Origin of the sequence: Streptomyces sp. NBC_01525, from assembly GCF_045040405.1 — a bacterium.
Taxonomy (GTDB): Bacteria; Actinomycetota; Actinomycetes; order Streptomycetales; family Streptomycetaceae; genus Streptomyces; species Streptomyces benahoarensis.
Map to the genome: position 1 here is coordinate 1422147 of NZ_CP109397.1, position 20399 is coordinate 1442545.

At 74.1% G+C, this 20399-nt stretch carries 22 protein-coding genes; 7 read left to right on the forward strand and 15 right to left on the reverse strand.

Annotated features, from left to right (window positions below; all coding sequences use genetic code 11):
- The first annotated feature begins 191 nt into the window (after window positions 1-191).
- Window positions 192-437, forward strand: a complete 246-nt coding sequence (locus OG422_RS06400; RefSeq protein ID WP_143943413.1) for a hypothetical protein — start codon at window positions 192-194, stop codon at window positions 435-437.
- Between the two features lie 34 nt (window positions 438-471).
- Here OG422_RS06400 and moaA read toward each other — a convergent pair whose 3' ends face one another.
- The 5 genes from moaA to OG422_RS06425 all read right to left on the reverse strand — a co-directional run bounded on the left by moaA (window position 472) and on the right by OG422_RS06425 (window position 5697).
- Window positions 472-1461 (reverse strand): GTP 3',8-cyclase MoaA, encoded by a 990-nt coding sequence (gene moaA / locus OG422_RS06405; RefSeq protein ID WP_405740684.1) that lies wholly within the window; start codon window positions 1459-1461, stop codon window positions 472-474.
- A gap of 145 nt (window positions 1462-1606) precedes the next feature.
- Window positions 1607-3241 (reverse strand): cation acetate symporter, encoded by a 1635-nt coding sequence (locus tag OG422_RS06410; protein ID WP_405740687.1) that lies wholly within the window; start codon window positions 3239-3241, stop codon window positions 1607-1609.
- Window positions 3238-3651: a DUF485 domain-containing protein gene (locus tag OG422_RS06415; RefSeq protein ID WP_405740690.1), complete on the reverse strand. Its 414-nt coding sequence runs from the start codon at window positions 3649-3651 to the stop codon at window positions 3238-3240. The genes OG422_RS06410 and OG422_RS06415 overlap by 4 nt, the downstream gene beginning before the upstream one ends.
- Before the next feature lie 310 nt (window positions 3652-3961).
- Window positions 3962-4684, reverse strand: coding sequence for a lysoplasmalogenase (locus OG422_RS06420; protein ID WP_405740693.1), 723 nt, complete (start codon window positions 4682-4684; stop codon window positions 3962-3964).
- Window positions 4681-5697: a sterol desaturase family protein gene (locus OG422_RS06425; RefSeq protein ID WP_405740696.1), complete on the reverse strand. Its 1017-nt coding sequence runs from the start codon at window positions 5695-5697 to the stop codon at window positions 4681-4683. The genes OG422_RS06420 and OG422_RS06425 overlap by 4 nt, the downstream gene beginning before the upstream one ends.
- Window positions 5698-5955: 258 nt before the next feature.
- On the opposite strand from OG422_RS06425, the gene OG422_RS06430 reads away from it, so the two are divergent.
- The 5 genes from OG422_RS06430 to OG422_RS06450 all read left to right on the forward strand — a co-directional run bounded on the left by OG422_RS06430 (window position 5956) and on the right by OG422_RS06450 (window position 10841).
- Window positions 5956-6978, forward strand: a complete 1023-nt coding sequence (locus tag OG422_RS06430) for a DEDDh family exonuclease (protein WP_405740699.1) — start codon at window positions 5956-5958, stop codon at window positions 6976-6978.
- A gap of 103 nt (window positions 6979-7081) precedes the next feature.
- Window positions 7082-7318: a hypothetical protein gene (locus OG422_RS06435; RefSeq protein ID WP_143943804.1), complete on the forward strand. Its 237-nt coding sequence runs from the start codon at window positions 7082-7084 to the stop codon at window positions 7316-7318.
- A gap of 76 nt (window positions 7319-7394) precedes the next feature.
- A complete protein-coding gene (locus OG422_RS06440) occupies window positions 7395-8267 on the forward strand; it encodes an SURF1 family protein (RefSeq protein WP_143943805.1) in 873 nt (290 codons plus the stop codon).
- 29 nt (window positions 8268-8296) lie between these two features.
- Window positions 8297-10081 (forward strand): glycoside hydrolase family 15 protein, encoded by a 1785-nt coding sequence (locus OG422_RS06445; protein WP_405740703.1) that lies wholly within the window; start codon window positions 8297-8299, stop codon window positions 10079-10081.
- Between the two features lie 4 nt (window positions 10082-10085).
- Window positions 10086-10841 carry an SDR family oxidoreductase gene (locus OG422_RS06450; RefSeq protein WP_405740706.1) on the forward strand — a complete coding sequence of 252 codons (756 nt, stop codon included), beginning with the start codon at window positions 10086-10088 and terminating at the stop codon, window positions 10839-10841.
- A 77-nt stretch (window positions 10842-10918) separates the two neighbouring features.
- Here OG422_RS06450 and amaP read toward each other — a convergent pair whose 3' ends face one another.
- From amaP to OG422_RS06475, 5 genes are read right to left on the reverse strand one after another with little or no spacing between them, the layout of a single operon-like run.
- On the reverse strand, window positions 10919-11524 hold the full coding sequence (gene amaP, locus OG422_RS06455; protein WP_405740709.1) for an alkaline shock response membrane anchor protein AmaP: 606 nt from the start codon (window positions 11522-11524) through the stop codon (window positions 10919-10921).
- Between the two features lie 7 nt (window positions 11525-11531).
- A complete protein-coding gene (locus tag OG422_RS06460; protein WP_405740712.1) occupies window positions 11532-12158 on the reverse strand; it encodes a DUF6286 domain-containing protein in 627 nt (208 codons plus the stop codon).
- Window positions 12155-12556 carry a hypothetical protein gene (locus OG422_RS06465; RefSeq protein WP_405740715.1) on the reverse strand — a complete coding sequence of 134 codons (402 nt, stop codon included), beginning with the start codon at window positions 12554-12556 and terminating at the stop codon, window positions 12155-12157. The genes OG422_RS06460 and OG422_RS06465 overlap by 4 nt, the downstream gene beginning before the upstream one ends.
- Window positions 12553-12744 (reverse strand): hypothetical protein, encoded by a 192-nt coding sequence (locus tag OG422_RS06470; RefSeq protein WP_143944796.1) that lies wholly within the window; start codon window positions 12742-12744, stop codon window positions 12553-12555. Before OG422_RS06470 ends, OG422_RS06465 begins: the two co-directional genes overlap by 4 nt.
- A 44-nt stretch (window positions 12745-12788) precedes the next feature.
- On the reverse strand, window positions 12789-13277 hold the full coding sequence (locus OG422_RS06475; protein ID WP_143944797.1) for an Asp23/Gls24 family envelope stress response protein: 489 nt from the start codon (window positions 13275-13277) through the stop codon (window positions 12789-12791).
- 166 nt (window positions 13278-13443) lie between these two features.
- Between OG422_RS06475 and OG422_RS06480 the strand changes: the two genes are divergently transcribed.
- Window positions 13444-14175, forward strand: coding sequence for a hypothetical protein (locus tag OG422_RS06480; RefSeq protein ID WP_405740718.1), 732 nt, complete (start codon window positions 13444-13446; stop codon window positions 14173-14175).
- A 58-nt stretch (window positions 14176-14233) separates the two neighbouring features.
- On the opposite strand, the gene OG422_RS06485 is transcribed toward OG422_RS06480, so the two are convergent.
- The 5 genes from OG422_RS06485 to OG422_RS06505 all read right to left on the reverse strand — a co-directional run bounded on the left by OG422_RS06485 (window position 14234) and on the right by OG422_RS06505 (window position 20359).
- Window positions 14234-15013 carry an enoyl-CoA hydratase/isomerase family protein gene (locus OG422_RS06485; protein ID WP_405740721.1) on the reverse strand — a complete coding sequence of 260 codons (780 nt, stop codon included), beginning with the start codon at window positions 15011-15013 and terminating at the stop codon, window positions 14234-14236.
- 111 nt (window positions 15014-15124) lie between these two features.
- Window positions 15125-15346: a helix-turn-helix domain-containing protein gene (locus OG422_RS06490; protein WP_030283073.1), complete on the reverse strand. Its 222-nt coding sequence runs from the start codon at window positions 15344-15346 to the stop codon at window positions 15125-15127.
- A gap of 340 nt (window positions 15347-15686) precedes the next feature.
- Window positions 15687-17285 (reverse strand): ABC-F family ATP-binding cassette domain-containing protein, encoded by a 1599-nt coding sequence (locus tag OG422_RS06495; protein ID WP_405740724.1) that lies wholly within the window; start codon window positions 17283-17285, stop codon window positions 15687-15689.
- Between the two features lie 335 nt (window positions 17286-17620).
- Entirely contained in the window at window positions 17621-19060 is a 1440-nt protein-coding gene (locus OG422_RS06500) for a hypothetical protein (protein WP_143944100.1), read from the reverse strand.
- A 171-nt stretch (window positions 19061-19231) separates the two neighbouring features.
- Window positions 19232-20359 carry an alpha/beta hydrolase gene (locus OG422_RS06505; RefSeq protein WP_405740727.1) on the reverse strand — a complete coding sequence of 376 codons (1128 nt, stop codon included), beginning with the start codon at window positions 20357-20359 and terminating at the stop codon, window positions 19232-19234.
- Window positions 20360-20399: the final 40 nt, after the last annotated feature.

Here is a 20399-nt window from a genome sequence, read left to right on the forward strand (position 1 = left end):
ACCGGCGCGTGACATACTGCGTACGCGCTCCGCATCCCCCGTCGGAGCGATGGACCGACGCCGGGCGGCTCCCCCCGTGGCTGCCCGGCGTCGTCCTGTCTTCGCCACCGTGGCACGGGAGTTGACGCCCTCCGGTGGCCCCGCCGCACGCGCCTCCGCCGGGGCGGTCCGCGGAACGTAGGGTGAAGAGCGTGAACTCCCCGAACGTGCCGGACTCCGGCGACAGCGCCGTCATCTGCTCCGCGAAGGGCTGCCGTGCCCCCGCCGTGTGGGTGCTGGCCTGGAACAACCCGAAGCTGCATACGCCCGAGCGCCGCAAGACCTGGCTCGCCTGCGAGGAGCACCGGGAGCATCTGTCGCAGTTCCTCGGCGTCCGCGGATTCCTCAAGGACGTGGTGACGCTGGAGGAATGGGAGTCCGCGGACCGCGACGGCTGAGCGTGCCGCGCGGCCCGGCGGACGGCCGCGGAGGTCAGCCGCCGATCGCCGACATGGGGCGGTCCGGCTGGAGGAACGACGGATCGTCGAGACCCGACCCGGCCTTCTTGCCCCACATCGCGCGCTCCCAGATACGGGCCAGTTCGTCGTCCGGGGTCCCCGAGCGCAGGGCGGCGCGCAGATCGGTCTCCTCGGTGGCGAACAGGCACGTCCGTATCTGGCCGTCGGCGGTGAGGCGGGTGCGGTCGCAGGCCTGGCAGAACGGGCGGGTGACGGACGCGATGACGCCGACGCGGTGCGGACCGCCGTCCACGATCCAGCGTTCGGCGGGCGCCGCACCGCGCTGTTCCTCGCCTTCGGGGGTGAGGGTGAAGCGGGTGCGCAGCGAGGTGAGGATGGCGTCGGCGGTGATCATGCCGTCGCGGTGCCAGCCGTGCTGGGCGTCGAGTGGCATCTGCTCGATGAACCGCAGCTCGTAGTCGTGCTCCATGGCCCAGGCGAGGAGGTCGGGGGCCTCGTCGTCGTTGCGGCCGGGCATCAGCACGACGTTGATCTTGACGGGGTTGAGCCCGGCGGCGTGGGCGGCGGCCAGACCGCGGAGCACGTCGGCGTGGCGCTTGCGGCGGGTCAGGGTCTGGAAGACGTCCGGGCGGAGGGTGTCCAGGGAGACGTTGACGCGGTCGAGCCCGGCGTCGCGGAGGGCTTCGGCGGTGCGCTCCAGGCCGATGCCGTTGGTCGTCAGGGACATCCTGGGGCGATTGCCGAGCTGAGCGACGCGGGCGACGATGCCGGTCAGTCCGGGGCGCAGCAGGGGCTCGCCGCCGGTGAAGCGGACCTCGTCGATGCCGAGGCGGTCGACGGCGAGGGTGATGAGGCGGACGATCTCGTCGTCGGTGAGCAGATCGGGTTTGGCGAGCCACTGCAGGCCCTCTTCCGGCATGCAGTACGTGCACCGCAGATTGCAGCGGTCCGTGACGGAAACGCGCAGGTCGGTAGCGACACGTCCGAAGGTGTCGATGAGCACGAGGCCCCTCCCCGGGTGCGGTCCTATGGTGTTCGTCGCTCCTTCGAGCCTACGCGATGGGGGTGACACCGGGCAGGCGTGAGATGCACGGGGCCGGGGCGGCGGCGTCGTAGATCCCTACGACGCCGCCGCCCCGGCGGGTGGTTCAGTGCGCTCCGGTGCCGGTCAGGGAGCGGACCTCCAGTTCGGCGTACTTGTCGGCGTCCGGCTCCTCCGAGGAGAGCAGGGAGCCCAGCCAGCCGAGGAGGAAGCCCAGCGGGATGGAGATCAGGCCGGGGTTCTCCAGCGGGAAGAAGGCGAAGTCGGCGGCGGGGAACATCGAGGTCTCCTTGCCGGAGACGACGGGCGAGAAGAGGACCAGGAGCACGGAGGCGGTGAGCCCGCCGTAGATGGACCAGAGGGCGCCCTGAGTGGTGAACCGCTTCCAGAAGAGGCTGTAGAGGAGGGTGGGGAGATTGGCGGAGGCGGCGACGGCGAAGGCGAGGGCGACGAGACCGGCGACGTTGAGGCCGCGGGCGAAGACGCCGAGGACGATGGCGACGGCGCCGATGCCGACGGTCGCCCAACGGGCCGCACCGACCTCCTCCTTCTCCGTGGCGTTCCCCTTGCGGATCACATTGACGTAGATGTCGTGGGCGAAGGACGAGGAGGAGGCGAGGGTGAGGCCCGCGACGACGGCGAGGATGGTGGCGAAGGCGACGGCGGAGATGACGGCGAGGAGGACCGCGCCGCCGGTGGATCCGGCGCCGCCGCCGATGACCTCGGCGAGCTGCGGGGCGGCGGTGTTGCCCGCCTTGTTGGCGGCGGTGATCTCCGCGGGCTTGAGGAGCGCCGCGGCGCCGAAGCCGAGGGCGATGGTCATCAGGTAGAAGACGCCGATGATGCCGATCGCCCAGTTCACCGACTTCCGGGCGGCCTTGGCGGTGGGGACGGTGTAGAAGCGGATGAGGATGTGCGGCAGTCCGGCGGTGCCGAGGACCAGGGCGAGGCCGAGGGAGATGAAGTCGATCTTCGAGGTGGCGGTGACGCCGTACTTGAGGCCCGGTTCGAGGAAGGCGGCACCCTTGCCGCTGTTCTCGGCGGCGGCGCCGAGCAGCGCGGAGATGTTGAAGTGGAACTTCAGCATGACGAGGAACGTGATGAGCAGCGTCCCGGCGATCAGCAGGACCGCCTTGACCATCTGCACCCACGTGGTGCCCTTCATCCCTCCGATGGAGACGTAGAGGACCATCACGATGCCGACGAGGACGACGACGAGGATCTTTCCGGTCTCGCTGGTGATGCCGAGGAGCAGGGTGACGAGGGCACCGGCGCCGGCCATCTGGGCGAGCAGGTAGAAGATCGAGACGACGATGGTGGAGGTCCCGGCGGCGGTGCGGACCGGACGCTGACGCATCCGGTAGGCGAGGACGTCGCCCATGGTGTAACGGCCGGAGTTGCGCAGCGGTTCGGCGACCAGGAGCAGCGCGACGAGCCAGGCGACGAGGAAGCCGATGGAGTAGAGGAAGCCGTCGTAGCCGGAGAGGGCGATGGCCCCGGCGATGCCGAGGAAGGACGCGGCGGACATGTAGTCGCCGGAGATGGCGAGGCCGTTCTGGAAGCCGCTGAACTGGCGTCCCCCGGCGTAGAAGTCCTCGGCGTTGCGGGTCTGCCGCCCGGCCCAGAGGGTGATGACCAAGGTGGCGGCGACGAAGAGGGCGAAGAGGCTGATGATCAGGGTGCGGTGCTCGCCCGCGCCTCCGGCGGCGAGCGGCAGGGCGAGCGGGTGCGCGGCGGTCATGCGTCGCCCTCCAGACGGTTCTTGATGGCTTCGGCCTTCGGGTCGAGACGCCTCGCGGCGTGGCGGGAGTACCACCAGGCGATGAGGAACGTCGTCAGGAACTGCGCGAGGCCCAGGACGAGGGCGACGTTGACGTTCCCGGCGACCTTGACCGCCATGAAGCCGCCCGCGTAGCTCGACAGCAGGACGTAGACGAGGTACCAGAGGACGAAGGCGATCGTGAGGGGGAAGGCGAACGCGCGGTGGCCGCGGCGCAGTTCGCCGAATTCCGCGCTCTGCTGGACCTCGGCGTACGGGTGCGGTGCGCGTCCCGGGTCCGCGTCGCCGGCGGGCGGGGCGGTGGTGACCGGGGGCCCGGCGGAGCCGGGCGGTTCCTGCGGCCCGGGGCCGGTGGGCGGTGCGCTGCTCACGGATTCTCCTGACGCGTGGTGTCCGACGGCGGACCCGATGGTAAAGGGAACGTAAGTGATGTGGATCACGCATCGTAGAGGGGGTGCGGGCCCGGCGACAGGGGTTGTTGGGGGAAATTCGCGGGAGTAGGGGGCGCTCGGGGGTGCGGCGGGCGCCACCGCGGGGCGGGCGCTTCGTTGCGCCGGAGGTGATCCCGCTCGCGCCGACGAGCCGGGGCACGGCCCCGCGGCGGGGCGGCCCGCCGGTCGCGGCCGCGTACCGGGCGAAGTGGCGTGCGGCCCGCCCGGTACGGCGTCGGCGCCGGTGGGTTCAGACGCGGACCGGGTGCGGTGCGGCGGAGGCGGCCGGGACCGTACGCCCGGCGGTCCGCAACAGCCCCAGGGTGAGGGCGAGTTGGGCTGCCACGTAGGTGAGCATGACCCAGAAGTGCGGGGCGGGCGCCTGGGGCCAGGCGGCGATCCCGGTGGCGATGAGGCTGTCGGAGAGCAGGAAGAGCAGCCCGCCGACGGCGGCGAGCGCCCCGGCGCGCAGGGCACCGAAGGCCATGCCGGTCAGCAGCAGGCTGTACCCGGCGACCGGGCCCCGCAGGTCCACCGGGAGGCCGGGCCACAGCAGGACGACGAGGGTCGCGCAGGCGAGGGCGTACGCCGCGGCGGCGGTGCGGGCGCGGGTGGGCGCGGTGCCGTGCCGGGCGAAGAGGACGAGATAGCAGACGTGTCCGGCGGCGAACGCGGCCATACCCAGCAGGAAGAGGAGGTCGCCGCCGATCTGCAGGAGGGTGTCGCCGCAGCAGCCGAGGAGCAGCGCTCCGGCCATCAGCGGCGGGCCGCCCCGGGCGAGGGCGTACCCGGCGAGGACCGGCATCAGGGCCGGTTTGGTCGCCAGGACCGCGGCGTGGGCGACGGCACCCGCGCCGCTGCCGGATCCGGCGGCGGTACGGACGAGCAGCGCGACGAGGTGGACGGCGACCAGCACGGCGAACCCGGCGAGCAGCGCGCGGGCGGCGCGGGGGCGGGGGCGCGTCGGGTTCACGCGGCACCTCTCTTGACGGTGGGCGCGGCGATGGACGCGGCGGTGGTGGACGGGCCGGGGGCCGGGCCTCCGGTGGGCGCGACCGTGGTGCCTCCGGTGAGCGCGGCCACGGGGCCGCCCCCGGGTGGGCCGCCCGGTGCGCCGCCCCCGGGGGCGCCCGCGTCGGCAACGGTCGCGGGCCGGGCCGTGGGCTGCCAGCCCGGGCCGCGGAAGATCCGGCCCGCCCGTTCGCGCCAGCCGGTGGCGGCGCGGAGGTCGCGGGCGAGGGCGGCGTACTCGTGGGTGGCGACGCGCAGCGGGTTGCAGGTGGCGATGTTCTTGGTGAGGCCGTAGACGGGCCGCTCGGTCTCCGGGACGAAGGAGCCGAACATCCGGTCCCAGATGATCAGGATGCCGCCGAAGTTGCGGTCCAGGTAGCCGCCCTGCGAGGCGTGGTGCACCCGATGGTGGGAGGGCGTGTTCAGGACGAACTCGACAAGCCGCGGCAGCTTGCCTATCCGCTCGGTGTGCACCCAGAACTGGTAGACGAGGCTGACGCCGGAACAGAAGGCGACGGCCGCCGGATGGACGCCGAGCACGATCATCGGCAGGTAGAACGGCCAGACGGTCCAGCTCGTCCAGGGCTGCCGCAGCGCGGTGGTGAGGTTGAACTTCCGGCTGGAGTGGTGGACGACGTGGCACGCCCACAGGACGCGTATGACGTGGTGCCCGCGGTGCGACCAGTAGTAGAGGAAGTCCTGCACCAGGAGCATCGGCAGCAGCGTCCACCACAGCACCGGCACCCGCAGCGGGGTCAGCGCATGGACGGCGGAGTAGATCGCCACGATCGGGATCTTCCACAGGGCGTCGAAGGCGAGACTGCCCAGTCCCATGCCGACGCTGGTGGCCGCGTCCTTGGCCTCGTAGCCCGCGGCGTCCTCGTCGGGGCGCAGGCGGTAGCTCGCCACCTCGACGGCGGTGAGCAGGAGGAAGGCGGGGACGGACCACAGCACGACATCGGGAAGGTGCGGCATGTCCGGCACGATAAGTGCGGTGCCGGGGGCGCGGCTAGAGGTGGTTACCGAGAAGTATGTGAGACGGGGTGTCAGTTTCCGGCCCGGGGATACCGCCGGTAACGAACCGTTGAGAAATCCTCCCTCTTGATGCACATTCGCCCGCTTTCCGTTGTGGTGGCCGTCGTTGGCCCGGCAGCTGCGCCCACGGGCCGAGTCCGGCCACGGGGCCGACGGCGGTGCGGTGGCTGTCAGTGGCGGCCCGTATCCTCAGGGACCATGCTCGAAGACCACACAGCAGCCGACCCGATCGCGCCGAGGATCGGGCAGCAGCCGGGCCCGCAGACCCCGCCGGTCCCCTGGCCGGACGCCTACCCCGAGGGGTACGCCGTGGTCGACGTCGAGACCACCGGCCTCGCCCGTGACGACCGGATCATCTCCGCCGCCGTCTACCAGCTCGACGCCCGGGGCGAGTTCCAGGACCGCTGGTACACCCTCGTCAACCCGGAGCGCGACCCCGGGCCGGTGTGGATCCACGGCCTGACCAGCGAGGTGCTGGCCGACGCGCCGCTCTTCCCGGAGATCGTGCCCGAGCTGTCCCGGCGGCTGGAGGGCCGCGTCCTGGTCGCCCACAACGCCATGTTCGACTGGTCGATGATCGCCCGCGAGTACGCCCGCGCCACGGCGGTCGCCCCGGTGAACCGCCGGCTGTGCACCATCGCCCTCTCCAAGGAGCTGGGCCTGCCGCTCGCCAACCACAAGCTGGAGACCCTCGCCGCCCACTACGGCGTGGTCCAGGAGCAGGCCCACCACGCGCTGGACGACGCCCGGGTGCTGGCCGAGACGTTCCGGCCGAGCCTGCGGCGCGCCGCCCGGGAGAACCTGCGGCTGCCGCTGCTGGCCTGCCAGCCGCTCACCGAGTGGTCCGACACCCCGGCGCCCCGGCAGTATCCGGGCGCCTCGTCGTACCGTCCCACCGCCTCCTGGCGTCCCGCCCGTAAGCGCCCGGCCTGCCCGTACCCCAACCCGGGGCGGTACGAGGCCGGGGGCAAGCTGGTGCAGGGCATGCGGGTGGCATTCTCCGGCGACACCTCCGTCGACCGTGAGCTGCTGGAGGACCGCGCGATCGAGGCCGGGCTGCATGTCGCGACGAGCCTGTCGCGCCTCACCAGCCTGCTGGTGACCAACGACCCGGACGCGCAGACGTCCAAGACCGCCAAGGCCCGCACGTTCGGCACCACCGTCATCGACGAGGCGGCCTTCATGCAGCTCCTCCAGGACGTCCGGCCCCCCGCCGGGTGACACCGCCGGTCGGCCCGGCCGTCGCTGCGCCGGTCGGGTGCCGCGCCGACGACCCGGCCCGATGGCCTTGCTCCGCCGCGCCGCGGTCCGCACGATGCGGCGCATGACTCGTTGCGAGGTATGCGGAAACGACTACGACCTGGCCTTCTACGTGGAGACGCAGGACGGGGCGCGGCACGTCTTCGACTCCTTCTCCTGCGCCATCCACCGCATGGCGCCCATCTGTGAACACTGCCGGGTCCAGATCATCGGCCAGGGCGTCGAGGCCTCCGGGCAGTGGTTCTGCGGCGCCCACTGCGCCCGCGCCGCGGGGAAACAGGGCATCGTCGACCGGGTGTGAGCCCCGCCGCCGCCCGGCATCGCCCCCGGCGGCCCCGCCGCTCGGGGGCGTTCGCACGCCAGGTACCGTCGAAGCCGTGTACCGCTTCCTGTTGTCCCGGCAATGGGTGATCCTCACCCTCGTGGGCCTCGTCCTGATCCCGGCCATGGTCAAGCTGGGCTTCTGGCAGCTCCATCGCCATGAGCACCGGGTCGCGCAGAACCAGCTCATCGACCGCAACCTCCACGCGAAGCCGGTACCGGTCACCGAGCTGACCTCCCCGGGGCGCGCCCTGCCCCGCGGCGACATGTGGCGCACGGTCACCGCCACCGGCACGTACGACGCCGCCCACGAGGTCGTCGTCCGCCAGCGCACCGCCGCCGACGAATCGACCATCGGCTACTACGTCCTCACCCCGCTCGACCTCGGTCACGGCCGGACGGTGCTGGTCAACCGCGGCTGGATCGCGGCCGGGGGCGACCTCACCAAGTTCCCGGACGTGCCCGCGGCGCCCCGCGGCACGGTCACCGTGACCGGCCGGATGATGGCCGACGAGACCACCGAGGGCAGCGGGATCAAGGACCGGCAGGGCCTGCCCGACCGCCAGGTCATGCTCATCAACAGCGCCCAGCAGGCGAAGCTGCTGCACCGCCCGGTGCTCGCCGGGTACATCGAGCAGAACGCGCCGAACACCCCGCACCACACCCCCGAGCTGGTCCCGGAGCCGGACCACGACAGCATCGGCCCGCACATGGCGTACGCCGTGCAGTGGTGGCTGTTCGCCGCGGCGGTGCCGGTCGGCTGGGTCGTCCTCGTCCGCCGGGAGCGCCGGGACCGGGCGGCGGCCGCGGCGGCGGGAGCGGACACCACCGCGACGGAACCGGACGCCACGGACGCGGACCCGGCGGACGCCACGGACGCCCCGCCCGCGGACGCCCCTGTAGCCCGGACGGCCGCGGCCCCCGAATAGCGGCGCCGCCCGGCGGGAAAGCCCGCTGGGTGCCCCCACGCATCGAGGACTACGCGCTCATCGGCGATCTGCAGACCGCCGCCCTCGTCGGCCGCGACGGGTCGATCGACTGGCTCTGCCTGCCGCGCTTCGACTCCGGCGCCTGCTTCGCCGCGCTCCTCGGCGACCGGGACAACGGCCACTGGCGGATGGCCCCCGTCCACCCCGACGCCCGCGCCACCCGCTCCTACCGCGGCGACTCCCTCGTCCTCGACACCGTCTGGGACACCCCGGACGGCTGTGTCAAGGTCACCGATTTCATGCCGCAGCGCGACCGTGCCCCCGACGTCGTCCGCATCGTCGAGGGACTGCGCGGCCACGTCGAGATGCGCGGCGTGCTGCGGCTGCGGTTCGACTACGGCCGGGTGGTGCCGTGGATGCGCCGCGCCGAGGGCTGCCGGGCCGCCGTCGCCGGTCCGGACGCCGTCTGGCTGCGCACCGAACCCCAGGTCACCACGTACGGCAAGGACTTCAGCACCCGCTCGGAGTTCACCGTGCGGCCCGGCGAGCGCTACGCCTCCGTCCTGACCTGGCACCCCTCTCACCGTCCGCGCCCGCGGATCATCGACCCGTACGACGCCCTCGACTGCACCCTCGACGACTGGCACGCCTGGTCGGCGCGGTGCCGCTACACCGGACCGCACCGCGACGCCGTCCTGCGGTCGCTGATCACCCTCAAGGCGCTGACGTACGCCCCCACCGGCGGCATCGTCGCCGCGCCCACCACCTCGCTGCCCGAGGCGCTCGGCTCCGTCCGCAACTGGGACTACCGCTACTGCTGGCTGCGCGACGCCTCGTTGACCCTCACCTCCCTGATCGGCGCGGGCTATCTCGACGAGGCGGCGGCCTGGCGGGACTGGCTGCTGCGCGCGGTCGCCGGTGCCCCCGAGGACCTGCAGATCATGTACGGCGTCGCGGGCGAGCGGCGGCTGCCGGAGGCCGAACTGCCCTGGCTGTCCGGGTTCGCCGCCTCCGCGCCCGTCCGGCTCGGCAACGCCGCCGTCGACCAGCGGCAACTCGACGTCTACGGCGAGGTGCTGGACGCCTTCCACGGCGCCCGCGTCGCCGGGCTGCCGTCTCAGCCGCACGCCTGGAACATCCAGCGCGCACTGGTGGAGTACCTCGCCACCACCTGGCGCGAACCGGACGAGGGCCTGTGGGAGATCCGCGGCCCGCGCCGCCACTTCGTCCACTCCAAGGTCATGGCCTGGGTCGCCGTCGACCGCGCGGTCCGCACCCTCGAAGCCGTCCCCGGGGCCCGGGGCGACCTGCGGCGCTGGCGGGAGCTGCGGGACACCATCCACCGCGAGGTCTGCGCGCAGGGCTACGACGCCGCCCGGTCCACCTTCACCCAGTTCTACGGCTCCACCGCGCTGGACGCCGCGACCCTGCTCATCCCCCGCCTCGGCTTCCTGCCCGGCGACGATCCCCGCGTCATCGGCACCGTCGACGCGGTCCGCGCCACGCTCACCCAGGACGGCCTGGTCCGCCGCTACGCCACCGGCGACAACGCGGTCGACGGACTGCCCGGCGACGAGGGCACGTTCCTCGCCTGCTCCTTCTGGCTCGCCGAGGCGCTCCACCTGACGGGCCGCGGGCGCGAGGCCCGCGACCTGTTCTCCCGCCTCCTCGCACTGCGCAACGACGTCGGTCTGCTCGCCGAGGAGTACGACCCGGCGGGCGGACGGCAACTCGGCAACTTCCCGCAGGCGTTCAGCCACATCGGCCTGGTCGGAACCGCCTTCACGCTGTTCGGTGAGGCCGGTGCAGACTAGCCCCATGGACCTTGGACTCACCGACCGGACCTATCTCGTCACCGGCGCCACCCGCGGCCTCGGCCTCGCCACCGCCCGGGCGCTGACCGCTGACGGCGCGCGCGTCGTACTGACCGGCCGCACCGCGGAGAGCGCCGCCGCGGCCGCCGCCGAACTGGGCGAACGGGCCGTCGGCGTCGCCGCCGACAACGCCGGCCCCCAGACGCCGGAACGCCTGATCGCCACCGCCCGCGAGCGCTTCGGACGCCTCGACGGCATCCTCATCAGCGTCGGCGGCCCGCCGCCCGGCCGCACCACCGACCTCACCGACGACCAGTGGCGCGACGGCTTCGAGACCGTCTTCCTCGGCGCGGTCCGGCTGGCCCGCGCGGTCGCCGCCGAGCTGGGCGAGGGCGGCGTCATCGGCTTCGTGCTGTCCGGCTCGGTGTACGAGCCGATCGGCGGGCTGACCGTCTCCAACGGGCTGCGCCCCGGGCTCGCCGGGTTCGCCAAGTCGCTCGCCGACGAGGTCGGGCCGCGCGGCATCCGCGTCGTCGGCGTCCTGCCCGGACGGATCGCCACCGACCGGATGACGCAGCTCGACGCGGTCTCCGGCGACCCCGAGGCCAACCGCGCCCGCAACTGCGCGACGATCCCGCTGGGCCGCTACGGCGAGCCCGACGAGTTCGGCCGCACCGCGGCGTTCCTGCTGTCGCCCGCCGCGTCGTACCTGACCGGTGTGATGGTGCCGGTGGACGGCGGGGCGCGCCGGGGGTTCTGAGAGGAGGGGGACGGGGCGGCGTCCGGGCCACCCGGCGCGCGGCCTGCCCCTCCCCCGTACGCAACAACCGCCCGCCCTCAACTCACGCGTTCCGCCCGGTGCCGCACCGCCCGCAACCGGATCTCGGCGGGCAGCCGCGCCAGCCCCGTGGAGGTCCGGGCGTCCGTCACCGCCCCGTCCGACAGGCGCAGCAGTACGGCGCCGGGGTCGGCGTGCGGGGCGAGCGCCACCACGGCGCGGAGCTGGGGCGCGGTCCGGCGGCCGCACAGCAGCGCGTCCGCGCGCTCCACCCCGTCGAGCGCCCCGGCCTCCACCGCCACCACGTCCTCCAGCGCCCGGCCGCGGACCGAAGCGCCCTCGCCGTCCCCGCTGTCGATCATGATCTGCCCGAGCCGACGGCGCCGGAGCTGCGCCAGCAGCCACCACAGGAGCAGCAGCACCACGACGGCGAGCGCGGCGATGACGACCGGCCACCACCAGCCGCGGTCCGTGAAGCGGGTGCGGTCCGCCGCCGGCAGCAGCACCCCGTCGCTGCGCGACCAGGGCCAGTCGGCGGGCAGCGCGAAGTGCCACGCCGACGGCAGCCCGAGACCGGCCGTGAGCACCGCGGCGCCGCCGCCCAGCAGTACCGCGCCGATCAGCCCCAGCAGTACGCGGTTGACGCCGCGCCGGACCCTGCGCATCGCTCGCTCACCTCTTCTTCGGGCGGCGGACGTGGACGGAACGCCGCAACGGCCGGGCCAGCCCCAGCCCGTGCATCCCCTCGCCGAGCACCGCGTCGAGATCCGCCCGCACCCGGTCCGGCTCCCGGAAGTGCGAGACGGCCGCCACCTTCACCTTGCGGCGCCCGGCCGTCACCTTGACGGACTGCACACCGGACACCTCCATCGCCCGGTCCCGCAGCACCAGCGCGGCGGCCGCCCGGTCAAGGCCGGCCCGCACATCGGGCGTGGCGCGGCGCATCGGCAGCACCTTGCGCAGCCCCGGCGTGAGCGCCAGCACCAGCAGCCACAGGCCGACCGCCATCGCCGCCGCGGCGCCGCCCAGCACCCAGGGGTCGTCGAGAGGACGGGTGGCCAGCTCGTCGGCGAGGCGTCGGCGCCACACCATCGCGGGCCTGTCGGCGCGCACCGCCGCCACGTCGTAGAGCAGCGGTCCCGCCCCGGCCAGCGCAAGCAGCGCCACCACGGCGGACGGGAGGCGGCGGGCGGACCAGAACCGGCGCGCCCTGCCGTGGCCGGGAGCGGCGGGCGCGGGCTCCGGGTCCTTCTCCAGGGTCACCGTCCGCCGGGGGGCGGCGCGTGCGTCGTCGCTCATCGCAGCCTTTCCCGGTCCCGTTCCAGCGGCGAGTGCAGCCGTTCCACCTCTACCGCCACCTCGGACACGTCCATCCCCGCCAACTCCCGTACGCGTGCGGTGACCTGACGGCGTACCGCGCCGCACCGCGCGCCGATCGGGGTGGGGTGGCCCAGCTCGACGGTGACGTGCACATGGGCCTCACCGAACGGCAGCCGCCCATCCCGCCGCCGGACGGTGACGGTCGCGTGGGCGCCGGTGCGGGCGCCTTCGGCCGCGGCGCGCAGCGCCTCGCGGGCCGCCGCCGCGGCGATCTTCGCGACCACCCGGTCCGCGACGCGGGTCGCGCCCCGCTCCCCTCGCGGCACCTCGGCGACGGCCGCCGCGCCGGGCGCCGTCGACGCCGTCGCCACGCTCACCGCCGCCGGTCGTCGCGGGCCCGGGGCCGGAAGAAGTCGCCCGCCTCCAGGTCCCCGTCGAGGAACCGTCCGGCGACGAACCCGATCGCGCCCAGCGCCGCCACCAGGACGAAGGCCCCGAAGCCGCCGAAGTACCCGGCGAAGCCCAGCGCCATTCCGGTCAGAAGGCCGACCACGGCCATGTTCATCGTGTGCTCCTTCGCTGCCCGCTCCGGCCGAAGCCGCTGCCCGTCTACTGGAGCCGGCTCTCCGGCCCCTCGCCCTCGTCCTCCTCGTCGGGCAGCTTGACGTCACTGACCGCGATGTTGACCTCGACGACCTCCAGGCTCGTCATCCGCTCCACGGCGGAGATCACGTTCTCCCGTACGTCGCGGGCCACCTCGGCGATGGAGACGCCGTACTCCACCACGATCTCCAGGTCGAGCGCGGTCTGCACCTCGCCGACCTCGGCCTTCACGCCGCGGGCGACGGGCGCGGAGCGGGAGCCGCCGGGCACCCGCTCGCGGACCGCGCCGAGGGTGCGGGCCAGGCCGCTGCCCATGGCGTGGACGCCCATCACGTCCCGCGCGGCGAGCCCGGCTATCTTCTCCACGACGCCGTCGGCGATGGTGGTACGCCCGCGGGTCGCGGGGTCACCCCCGCCGCGTTTGCCGCCCGAGATCTTCGTTTCCGGGGCCCCGCCCGTTGAGAGGTCGGTCCGGTTCCACTGTTCGTCCGCCATCGCCGATCGTCCCTTTCCGAGAGGAAGCTTCCACCGCTCCACACCCACGCTAGGGGCGCCCGCCCCGCCCCGCCCGGTCTGCTGCGGCACCCGGGTTGCGCCCCCGCGCGCCCCGGCCGCACCGCCCTGCCGCACGGGTCCGGCTGCGGCAGGCTGGGAGGGCAGCGTGACGACAGACCCCAGGGGTGACGCGGTGGCCGCGACGGAGTGGGCGCACAGGGTGCGCCGGGAGCTCGGGACCGGCCGGGTGCTGCCACTGGGCGCCCCGGCGGACGGCTGCTGGATCACCGAGGAGGCCGCGGCACGGGTGCTGCGGGCCCGCGCCACCACCCTGCCCGGCCTGCGCCTGGGCGCGCTACGGATCGGCCCGGCGGGCGGCCACGGCCCGCGGCCGCCCGCACCGGCCCCGCCCGGCGCGCTGCCGCCGGGCCCGCTGCGGATCACCGCGGACCTCGCGGCGGCCCCGGACCGTCCGCTGCCCCGGACCGCCGAAGAGCTGCGCACGGCCCTGCTGGAGACCGCCGACCGGACACTCGGGCTGCCGGTGACGGCCGTGGACCTCCAGGTCACCGGCGTACTGGACACCCCGGAAGCGCCGGACCGGGAGCGGCCCGCGCCACCCGGGCCGGGCATCGGGCTCAGCCCGCAGGAGGCCGGTGTCCCGGACCCGGTGGCCGACGCGGCGCTCGCCGTACCCGGCGTGGCGCGGCTCGCCGCCACCCTCGGCGGTACGTCCCGGCCGGTGCGGGAGGTACCGGGCGGGCTGCTGGTCCAGGTGGCGACCGGCCCAGGTCACCGCGTGTCGGAGGTGGCCCGTGCGGTGCGCGCGGCGGCGGGCACGGCCCGCACCCCGGCGGTGGCCGTGGCGGTGCTGGTCACGGCTGTGGACGAGAGGTGACCTGGGGCCGCCCGGCCCGCGACGCCCTCCGGCACGGCGTCGCGGGAACGCTACGGGTTCACTCGCCGAGGCCCGCCAGGTCACGCAGGCGGCGGCCCTGGGCGGCACGCTCGGCGGCGCGCTGCTCCTCCAGGCCACGGCCGACGGCCCCGGCCAGCAGCGCCTTGGTCTCGATGACGGCGTCGCGCGGCGGGGCCAGGAGAGCGGTGATCAGGTCGGCGACCGCGGCGTCCAGTTCGTCGCCGGGGACCACGAGGTTGGCCAGGCCGATCCGGCCCGCCTCGTCGCCGTGGACGAAGCGCCCGGTGGCGCAGATCTCCAGCGCCCGGGCGTAGCCGACCAGATGGACCAGCGGATGGGTACCCGTCAGATCGGGCACCAGGCCGAGGCTGGTCTCGCGCATCGCGAACTGCGCGTCCTCGGCACACACCCGCAGGTCACAGGCGAGCGCCAGCTGGAATCCGGCGCCTATCGCATGACCCTGGACGGCGGCGATCGACACCAGGTCGTTCCGTCGCCACCAGGTGAACGCCTCCTGGTAGGAGGCGATGAGCGCGTCCATCTCGTGCTCCGGGCCGCGCGCCATGTCGAGGAACGACGGCTCGCCGTCGAAACCCTCGGGCGTGAACGCCTGCCGGTCGAGGCCCGCGGAGAAGGACGTGCCCTCGCCCCGCAGCACCACGACGCGGACGCTCCCCGGCAGCAGCGTGCCGACCTCGGCCAGCGCCCGCCACATGGCGGGCGACTGGGCGTTGCGCTTGGCCGCATTGGTGAGGGTCACCGTGGCGAGCGCGTCGTCCACGGTGAGCCGCACACCGTCCTTGTCGAGCAGAGTCATCAGAGTGCCTCCGAGTCAGCCGTCGCACACCAGCGTGCGTAAGTGACTGAACGGTAACCTCCCGGTCGTCTGCCCGACCGACCGGGGGGACATCCGTCGGAGTCGCGGTCGTCAGGCCGAGGTGGCCTTCTTGCCCCTCGTTGCTCCGCCCCGACCGCGCAGGGACACACCGGATTCGCTGAGCATCCGGTGGACGAATCCATAGGAGCGTCCGGTCTCTTCGGCCAGCGCCCGGATGCTCGCTCCGGAGTCGTACTTCTTCTTCAGGTCTGCCGCGAGCTTTTCGCGCGCGGCGCCGGTCACCCGGCTGCCCTTCTTCAGAGTCTCGGCCACCCGTGCCTCCTCGTGGGAAGTGCGCTCTGGACTCTCATGATCACCCCTCCTCGCGTTCCTGGCCACCCATTCGGCAAGGTCTGTGGTGAGCCGTCCGAGGCCGTCCGTGTCCGGACAATCTGGCCAAGGGCCTCCGACACCCGCCGAAATCGCCGCGCCATCTCGCACACCGTCCCGGAAACCGCAGGTCAGCAGGGGTGTGCCGGGAACGACGGAAGCCGGGCCGCGGGGGCCCGGCTTCCGTCTCGGAGGCTCGCCGGTGTACGAGCCGCTCTCACTCAGATGATGGATCACCCGTCGGCCGAATGATCGATACGCGGACCTGGCCGCCCGCCGCCGGTCACGCCAGCGCGACGAGGTCCGCGTACTCCTGACCCCACAGGTCCTCGACGCCGTCGGGCAGCAGGATGATCCGCTCCGGCTCCAGGGCGTCCACCGCGCCCTCGTCGTGCGAGACGAGGACGACGGCGCCGGTGAAGGTGTGCAGCGCGCCGAGGATCTCCTCTCGGCTGGCCGGATCGAGGTTGTTCGTCGGCTCGTCCAGCAGCAGGACGTTGGCCGACGAGACGACCAGCGTGGCCAGCGCCAGGCGGGTCTTCTCGCCGCCGGAGAGCACCCCGGCGGGCTTGTCGACGTCGTCGCCGGAGAACAGGAAGGAACCCAGCGTCTTACGGATGGCGACGAGGTCCATGTCCGGGGCGGCGGAGCGCATGTTCTCCAGGACCGTGCGGTCCGGGTCGAGCGTCTCGTGCTCCTGCGCGTAGTAGCCGAGCTTGAGGCCGTGACCGGGGCGGACCTCGCCGGTGTCGGGGGTCTCCACCCCGGCCAGCAGCCGCAGCAGGGTGGTCTTACCGGCACCGTTCAGGCCCAGGATGACGACCCGGGAGCCCTTGTCGATGGCGAGGTCGACGTCGGTGAAGATCTCCAGCGAGCCGTACGACTTCGACAGGCCCTCGGCGGTGAGCGGCGTCCTGCCGCACGGCGCCGGGTCGGGGAAGCGCAGCTTGGCGACCTTGTCGGCGGCGCGGACATCCTCAAGACCGGCCAGCAGGCGTTCGGCGCGCTTGGCCATGTTCTGCGCGGCGACGGTCTTGGTGGCCTTGGCGCGCATCTTGTCGGCCTGCGAGTTGAGGGCCGCGGCCTTCTTCTCGGCGTTCTGCCGCTCCCGCCGACGGCGCTTCTCATCGGCCTCGCGCTGCTGCTGGTAGAGCTTCCAGCCCATGTTGTAGACGTCGATCGTGGCGCGGTTGGCGTCGAGGTAGAAGACCTTGTTGACGATGGTCTCGACGAGGTCGGCGTCGTGGGAGATCACGATGAAGCCGCCACGGTACGTCTTGAGGTAGTCGCGCAGCCAGACGATGGAGTCGGCGTCGAGGTGGTTGGTCGGCTCGTCGAGCAGCAGGGTGTCGGCGTCCGAGAAGAGGATCCGGGCCAGCTCGACGCGGCGGCGCTGACCGCCGGAGAGGGTGTGCAGCGGCTGGGCGAGGATCCGGTCGGGCAGGCCCAGGCTGGCGGCGATGGTCGCGGCCTCCGCCTCGGCGGCGTATCCGCCCTTGGTCAGGAACTCCGTCTCCAGGCGCTCGTACTTGCGCATCGCCTTCTCGCGGGTGGCGCCCTTGCCGTTCGCCATCCGGTCCTCGTTCTCCCGCATCTTGCGCAGGACGGTGTCCAGTTCGCGGGCGGAGAGGATGCGGTCGCTGGCGAGGATGTCCATGTCGCCGGTGCGCGGGTCCTGCGGGAGGTAGCCGACCTCGCCGGAGCGGGCGACGGAACCGGCGGCGGGGATGCCCTCACCGGCCAGGACCTTGGTGAGGGTGGTCTTCCCGGCGCCGTTGCGGCCGACGAGACCGACGCGGTCGCCCTTGGCGATGCGGAAAGAAGCGGAATCGATGAGAACGCGGGCGCCGACGCGCAGCTCAAGGCCGGAAGCGGTGATCACGGAAAAACTCCAGGGCAGGGTGACGGCGGATTGGACGGGACGGTCCGAGAGCGGTCTACGCCGTCTAATGAACCCAGAGGGGAACTGCCATGCGGGCAGTCTAACGGTGCCGCGCAACTGGTTTTCCCGGTCGCCGGACGGGCCACAGGCACCCACCGCGGCCCGTCCGGCGCGGTGGCGTGCACAGCTGCCGCGGGGGCGGTGCCGGCGGTCACCGGCGGACTGTGAGGCAGATCTCATGGCCGCCCGCGCGGGCGGCGGGCCGGGGCGTCCGGTGATCGGCCGCGGCCCGGCGGCGGGCCACCGGGCCGCGATGGCACGGCGGTTTCCGGGGCTCAGACGCCGCCGGTGTGCACCTGGAACGCCGCCCGGCGGACGGCCTTGGCCAGCGCCGGGTCGGGGTGCGCCGCGGCGAGCGCCACCAGGACCTGGACGGTGCGCGGATGACCCACGGCGCGTACCTCTTCGAGGAGGCGCGGGACGGAGCCCTGGACCGCCGAGTCGAGGTGGCGGATGAGCAGCTGGCTCTCGCCGTGGTCGGCGACGGCCGCGGCGGTGTCCACCCACAGCCAGGTCGACTCCTCGCGGGTGAGCACGTCGGGGGCGTTCTCCGGGTCGCCGCCCTCGTGCTCGAAGAGCCACAGCAGGACGTACGGCCGCAGGGCCGCCTCGTCGGCGGCGGCGCGGACGGCGGCCTCGGCCGGGGCGCCGACGGCGCGCAGCGCCTCGAAGGCCAGCCCGCGCAGCAGCGCGTCCTCGCCGCGCGCCACGGTCAGCAGCTCCTCGACGGCCGAGCCCACGGAGCGGGCCGCGAGCCAGGCGCGGTACTCCGCGCGGGCCGGGCCCGGGGTGAGCCGGGCGCAGCCGCGGAGCATGGCGGCGGCGGTCTGCTCGATGTTGCCCGCCGGGCTCTGCGCCGCGACGCAGATCTGCTCCAGCTTGACCCACACCGACCAGTGGCCCAGCGGCGTCAGCTGCGCCTCGCGGCCGTCGTCGTCCCCGTCCGGGGCGGGGGCCGGGACCGCCGTCCCGTCGCCGGGCACCAGCGCGCCGACCGCGGTCAGCGCGGCGAGCGCCCAGTCCAGCAGGGCGGTGAGCGGGGCCTGTCCGTCCTCACCCGCCGGGTCGCCGTCCGCGGACTCGGCGCGGGGGCCGTACGGCACCTCGCAGCGCTCGGTGCGCAGCTCGGCGACGCGCTGTTCGAGCATGTCCAGCAGCGCCTGGAGCCGTACGGGACCGGCCGACAGATGGAGCAGCGACAGCAGCTGCGGCACGGCCTCGACGACCTCGCCGACGATGGCGGGCCCGGCGCCCCCGGGCGACGGCAGCGCCAGCGACCAGGCGTCGAAGAGGGCGACCCAGCCACGAAGGGCGGCGGTGTCGTCGCGGTCCCAGGCGCGCAGCCGCCAGCCGGCGCGGGCCAGCCCGCCGTGCAGCTCGATCAGTCCGGCGAGGCGGGCGCGGTCCCAGTCGGCGCGTACCTGCGCGGCGGGCAGACCGAGGGCCTCGGCGGCGCGGTCGACGTCGGCCGCCGGGAGGGCGCCGTCGCGCCCGGCCCGTAGTCCGGCGGTGGCGCCGTCGGCCCAGCGGGCCAGCCGGGCCGCGCCGGAGAGCGCGGCGCGGGCCTGACGCGCCAGTTCCGCGGGCGGCGGGGTGCCCTCGGGCGGGCGCGGGGCCGGACGGGCGGCCCGGGTGCTCACCGCCCGGCGGGCGGCGGCAATCGGTTGCCTGGGGACGAGTCGGAGCCGGGAGTCGCGCGGGGTACGGGACGTCACAGGGGCAGTCTTGCCGCTGACGGCCCGAAAACCCAATCGGACGACGGGAAACGGCCCGCTCAGCGGGGTTCACCCAGGCGACCCATCACGGTTGTGGGGAGTTGTCCCCCCGTACGCCCGCGCGCCGTGCTCCCTCGTACGCGCGCGAAGGGAGCGCCCGGGGCCGGGCGGCTACATCAGCGGGGTCAGGAAGCGGCGCAGGGCCTCCTCGTAGGCGGCGGGCGCGGCGTTCCACATGGCGGCGTGCGGGGCGTGCGGCACGGGGCGGAGGGTGACGAGGTCCGGGCGGCGCGCGGCGAGGGCGCGGGAGGCGGCCCAGGGGGCGAGGGTGTCGTCCGGGCCGTGGAAGAGGAGGGTGGGGGCGGTGAGGGTGTCCGGGTCGACGGCGTCGCCGGGGCGGTCGACGGGGAGTCCGGTGTGGCCCTCGGCGGCGCGGACCGCGAGCGGCAGCAGGGCGCGTGGGACGTTCCGGGCGGCGGCCAGGGCGCGGACGGTGGCGTGCCGGTCGAGGATCGGCGAGTCCAGGACGAGGCCGCGGATGCGGTCGCGCATACCGGAGCGGGCGGCGGCGCGGAGCGCCATGGTGGCCCCGGCGGACCAGCCGTGGAGGACGACGTCGCGGGCGCCGTAGCGGACGGCGTAGCGGATCGCGGCGTCCAGGTCGCGCCATTCGGAGTCGCCGAGGTGATGCAGCCGGTCCGGGGTCTGCGGGGCGCCCGCGTCGTTGCGGTAGGCGAGGGCGAGGACGGGCAGCCGGTGGCGGTGCAGGAACGGCATGAGGACCATCGGGTGTTCGCGGGTGGTGCCGATGCCGTGCACGGTGATCACCCAGGTGTCGCGCACGCCCGGCAGGAACCATGCGGGCAGCGACCCGAGTTCGCCGGGGACGTCGACGTCGGCGCAGGTCAGGCCGAGGGCGTCGCGGGGGTTTCCGGCGTACACCTGCGGGGTGATGCGCACCCGGGTGCCGGGCGGGAGCGTGCCGTGGGTGATCCGCTCCAGGCGGCGCACGACGGTATCGGCGGGGTGCGGGGTGTGCTGCACCACCGGGCCGACGATCGCGTGGCAGCCGGGGCCGGCGAGGCCGTAGGTGCCGGGGCGCAGCGACGCCAGGCTGCGGGTCAGGGTGACCGTCTCGTCGCCGGTGGCGTGGACGGTCAGGCGCGCATCCCCGGGGAACGGCACCTGGGGTGAGGGCCGGAGGGCGACGCCCCCGGCGTACCGGCCGGCCGCCACCGCGGCCGCCCCGGCACCGATCACGGTGGTGGCGGCCGCAGCCGCCGCAGTAGCCAGGCGCACCCCTTCAGTGTGGAGCGGGGTGCCGGGGGCGGCCAGCGGG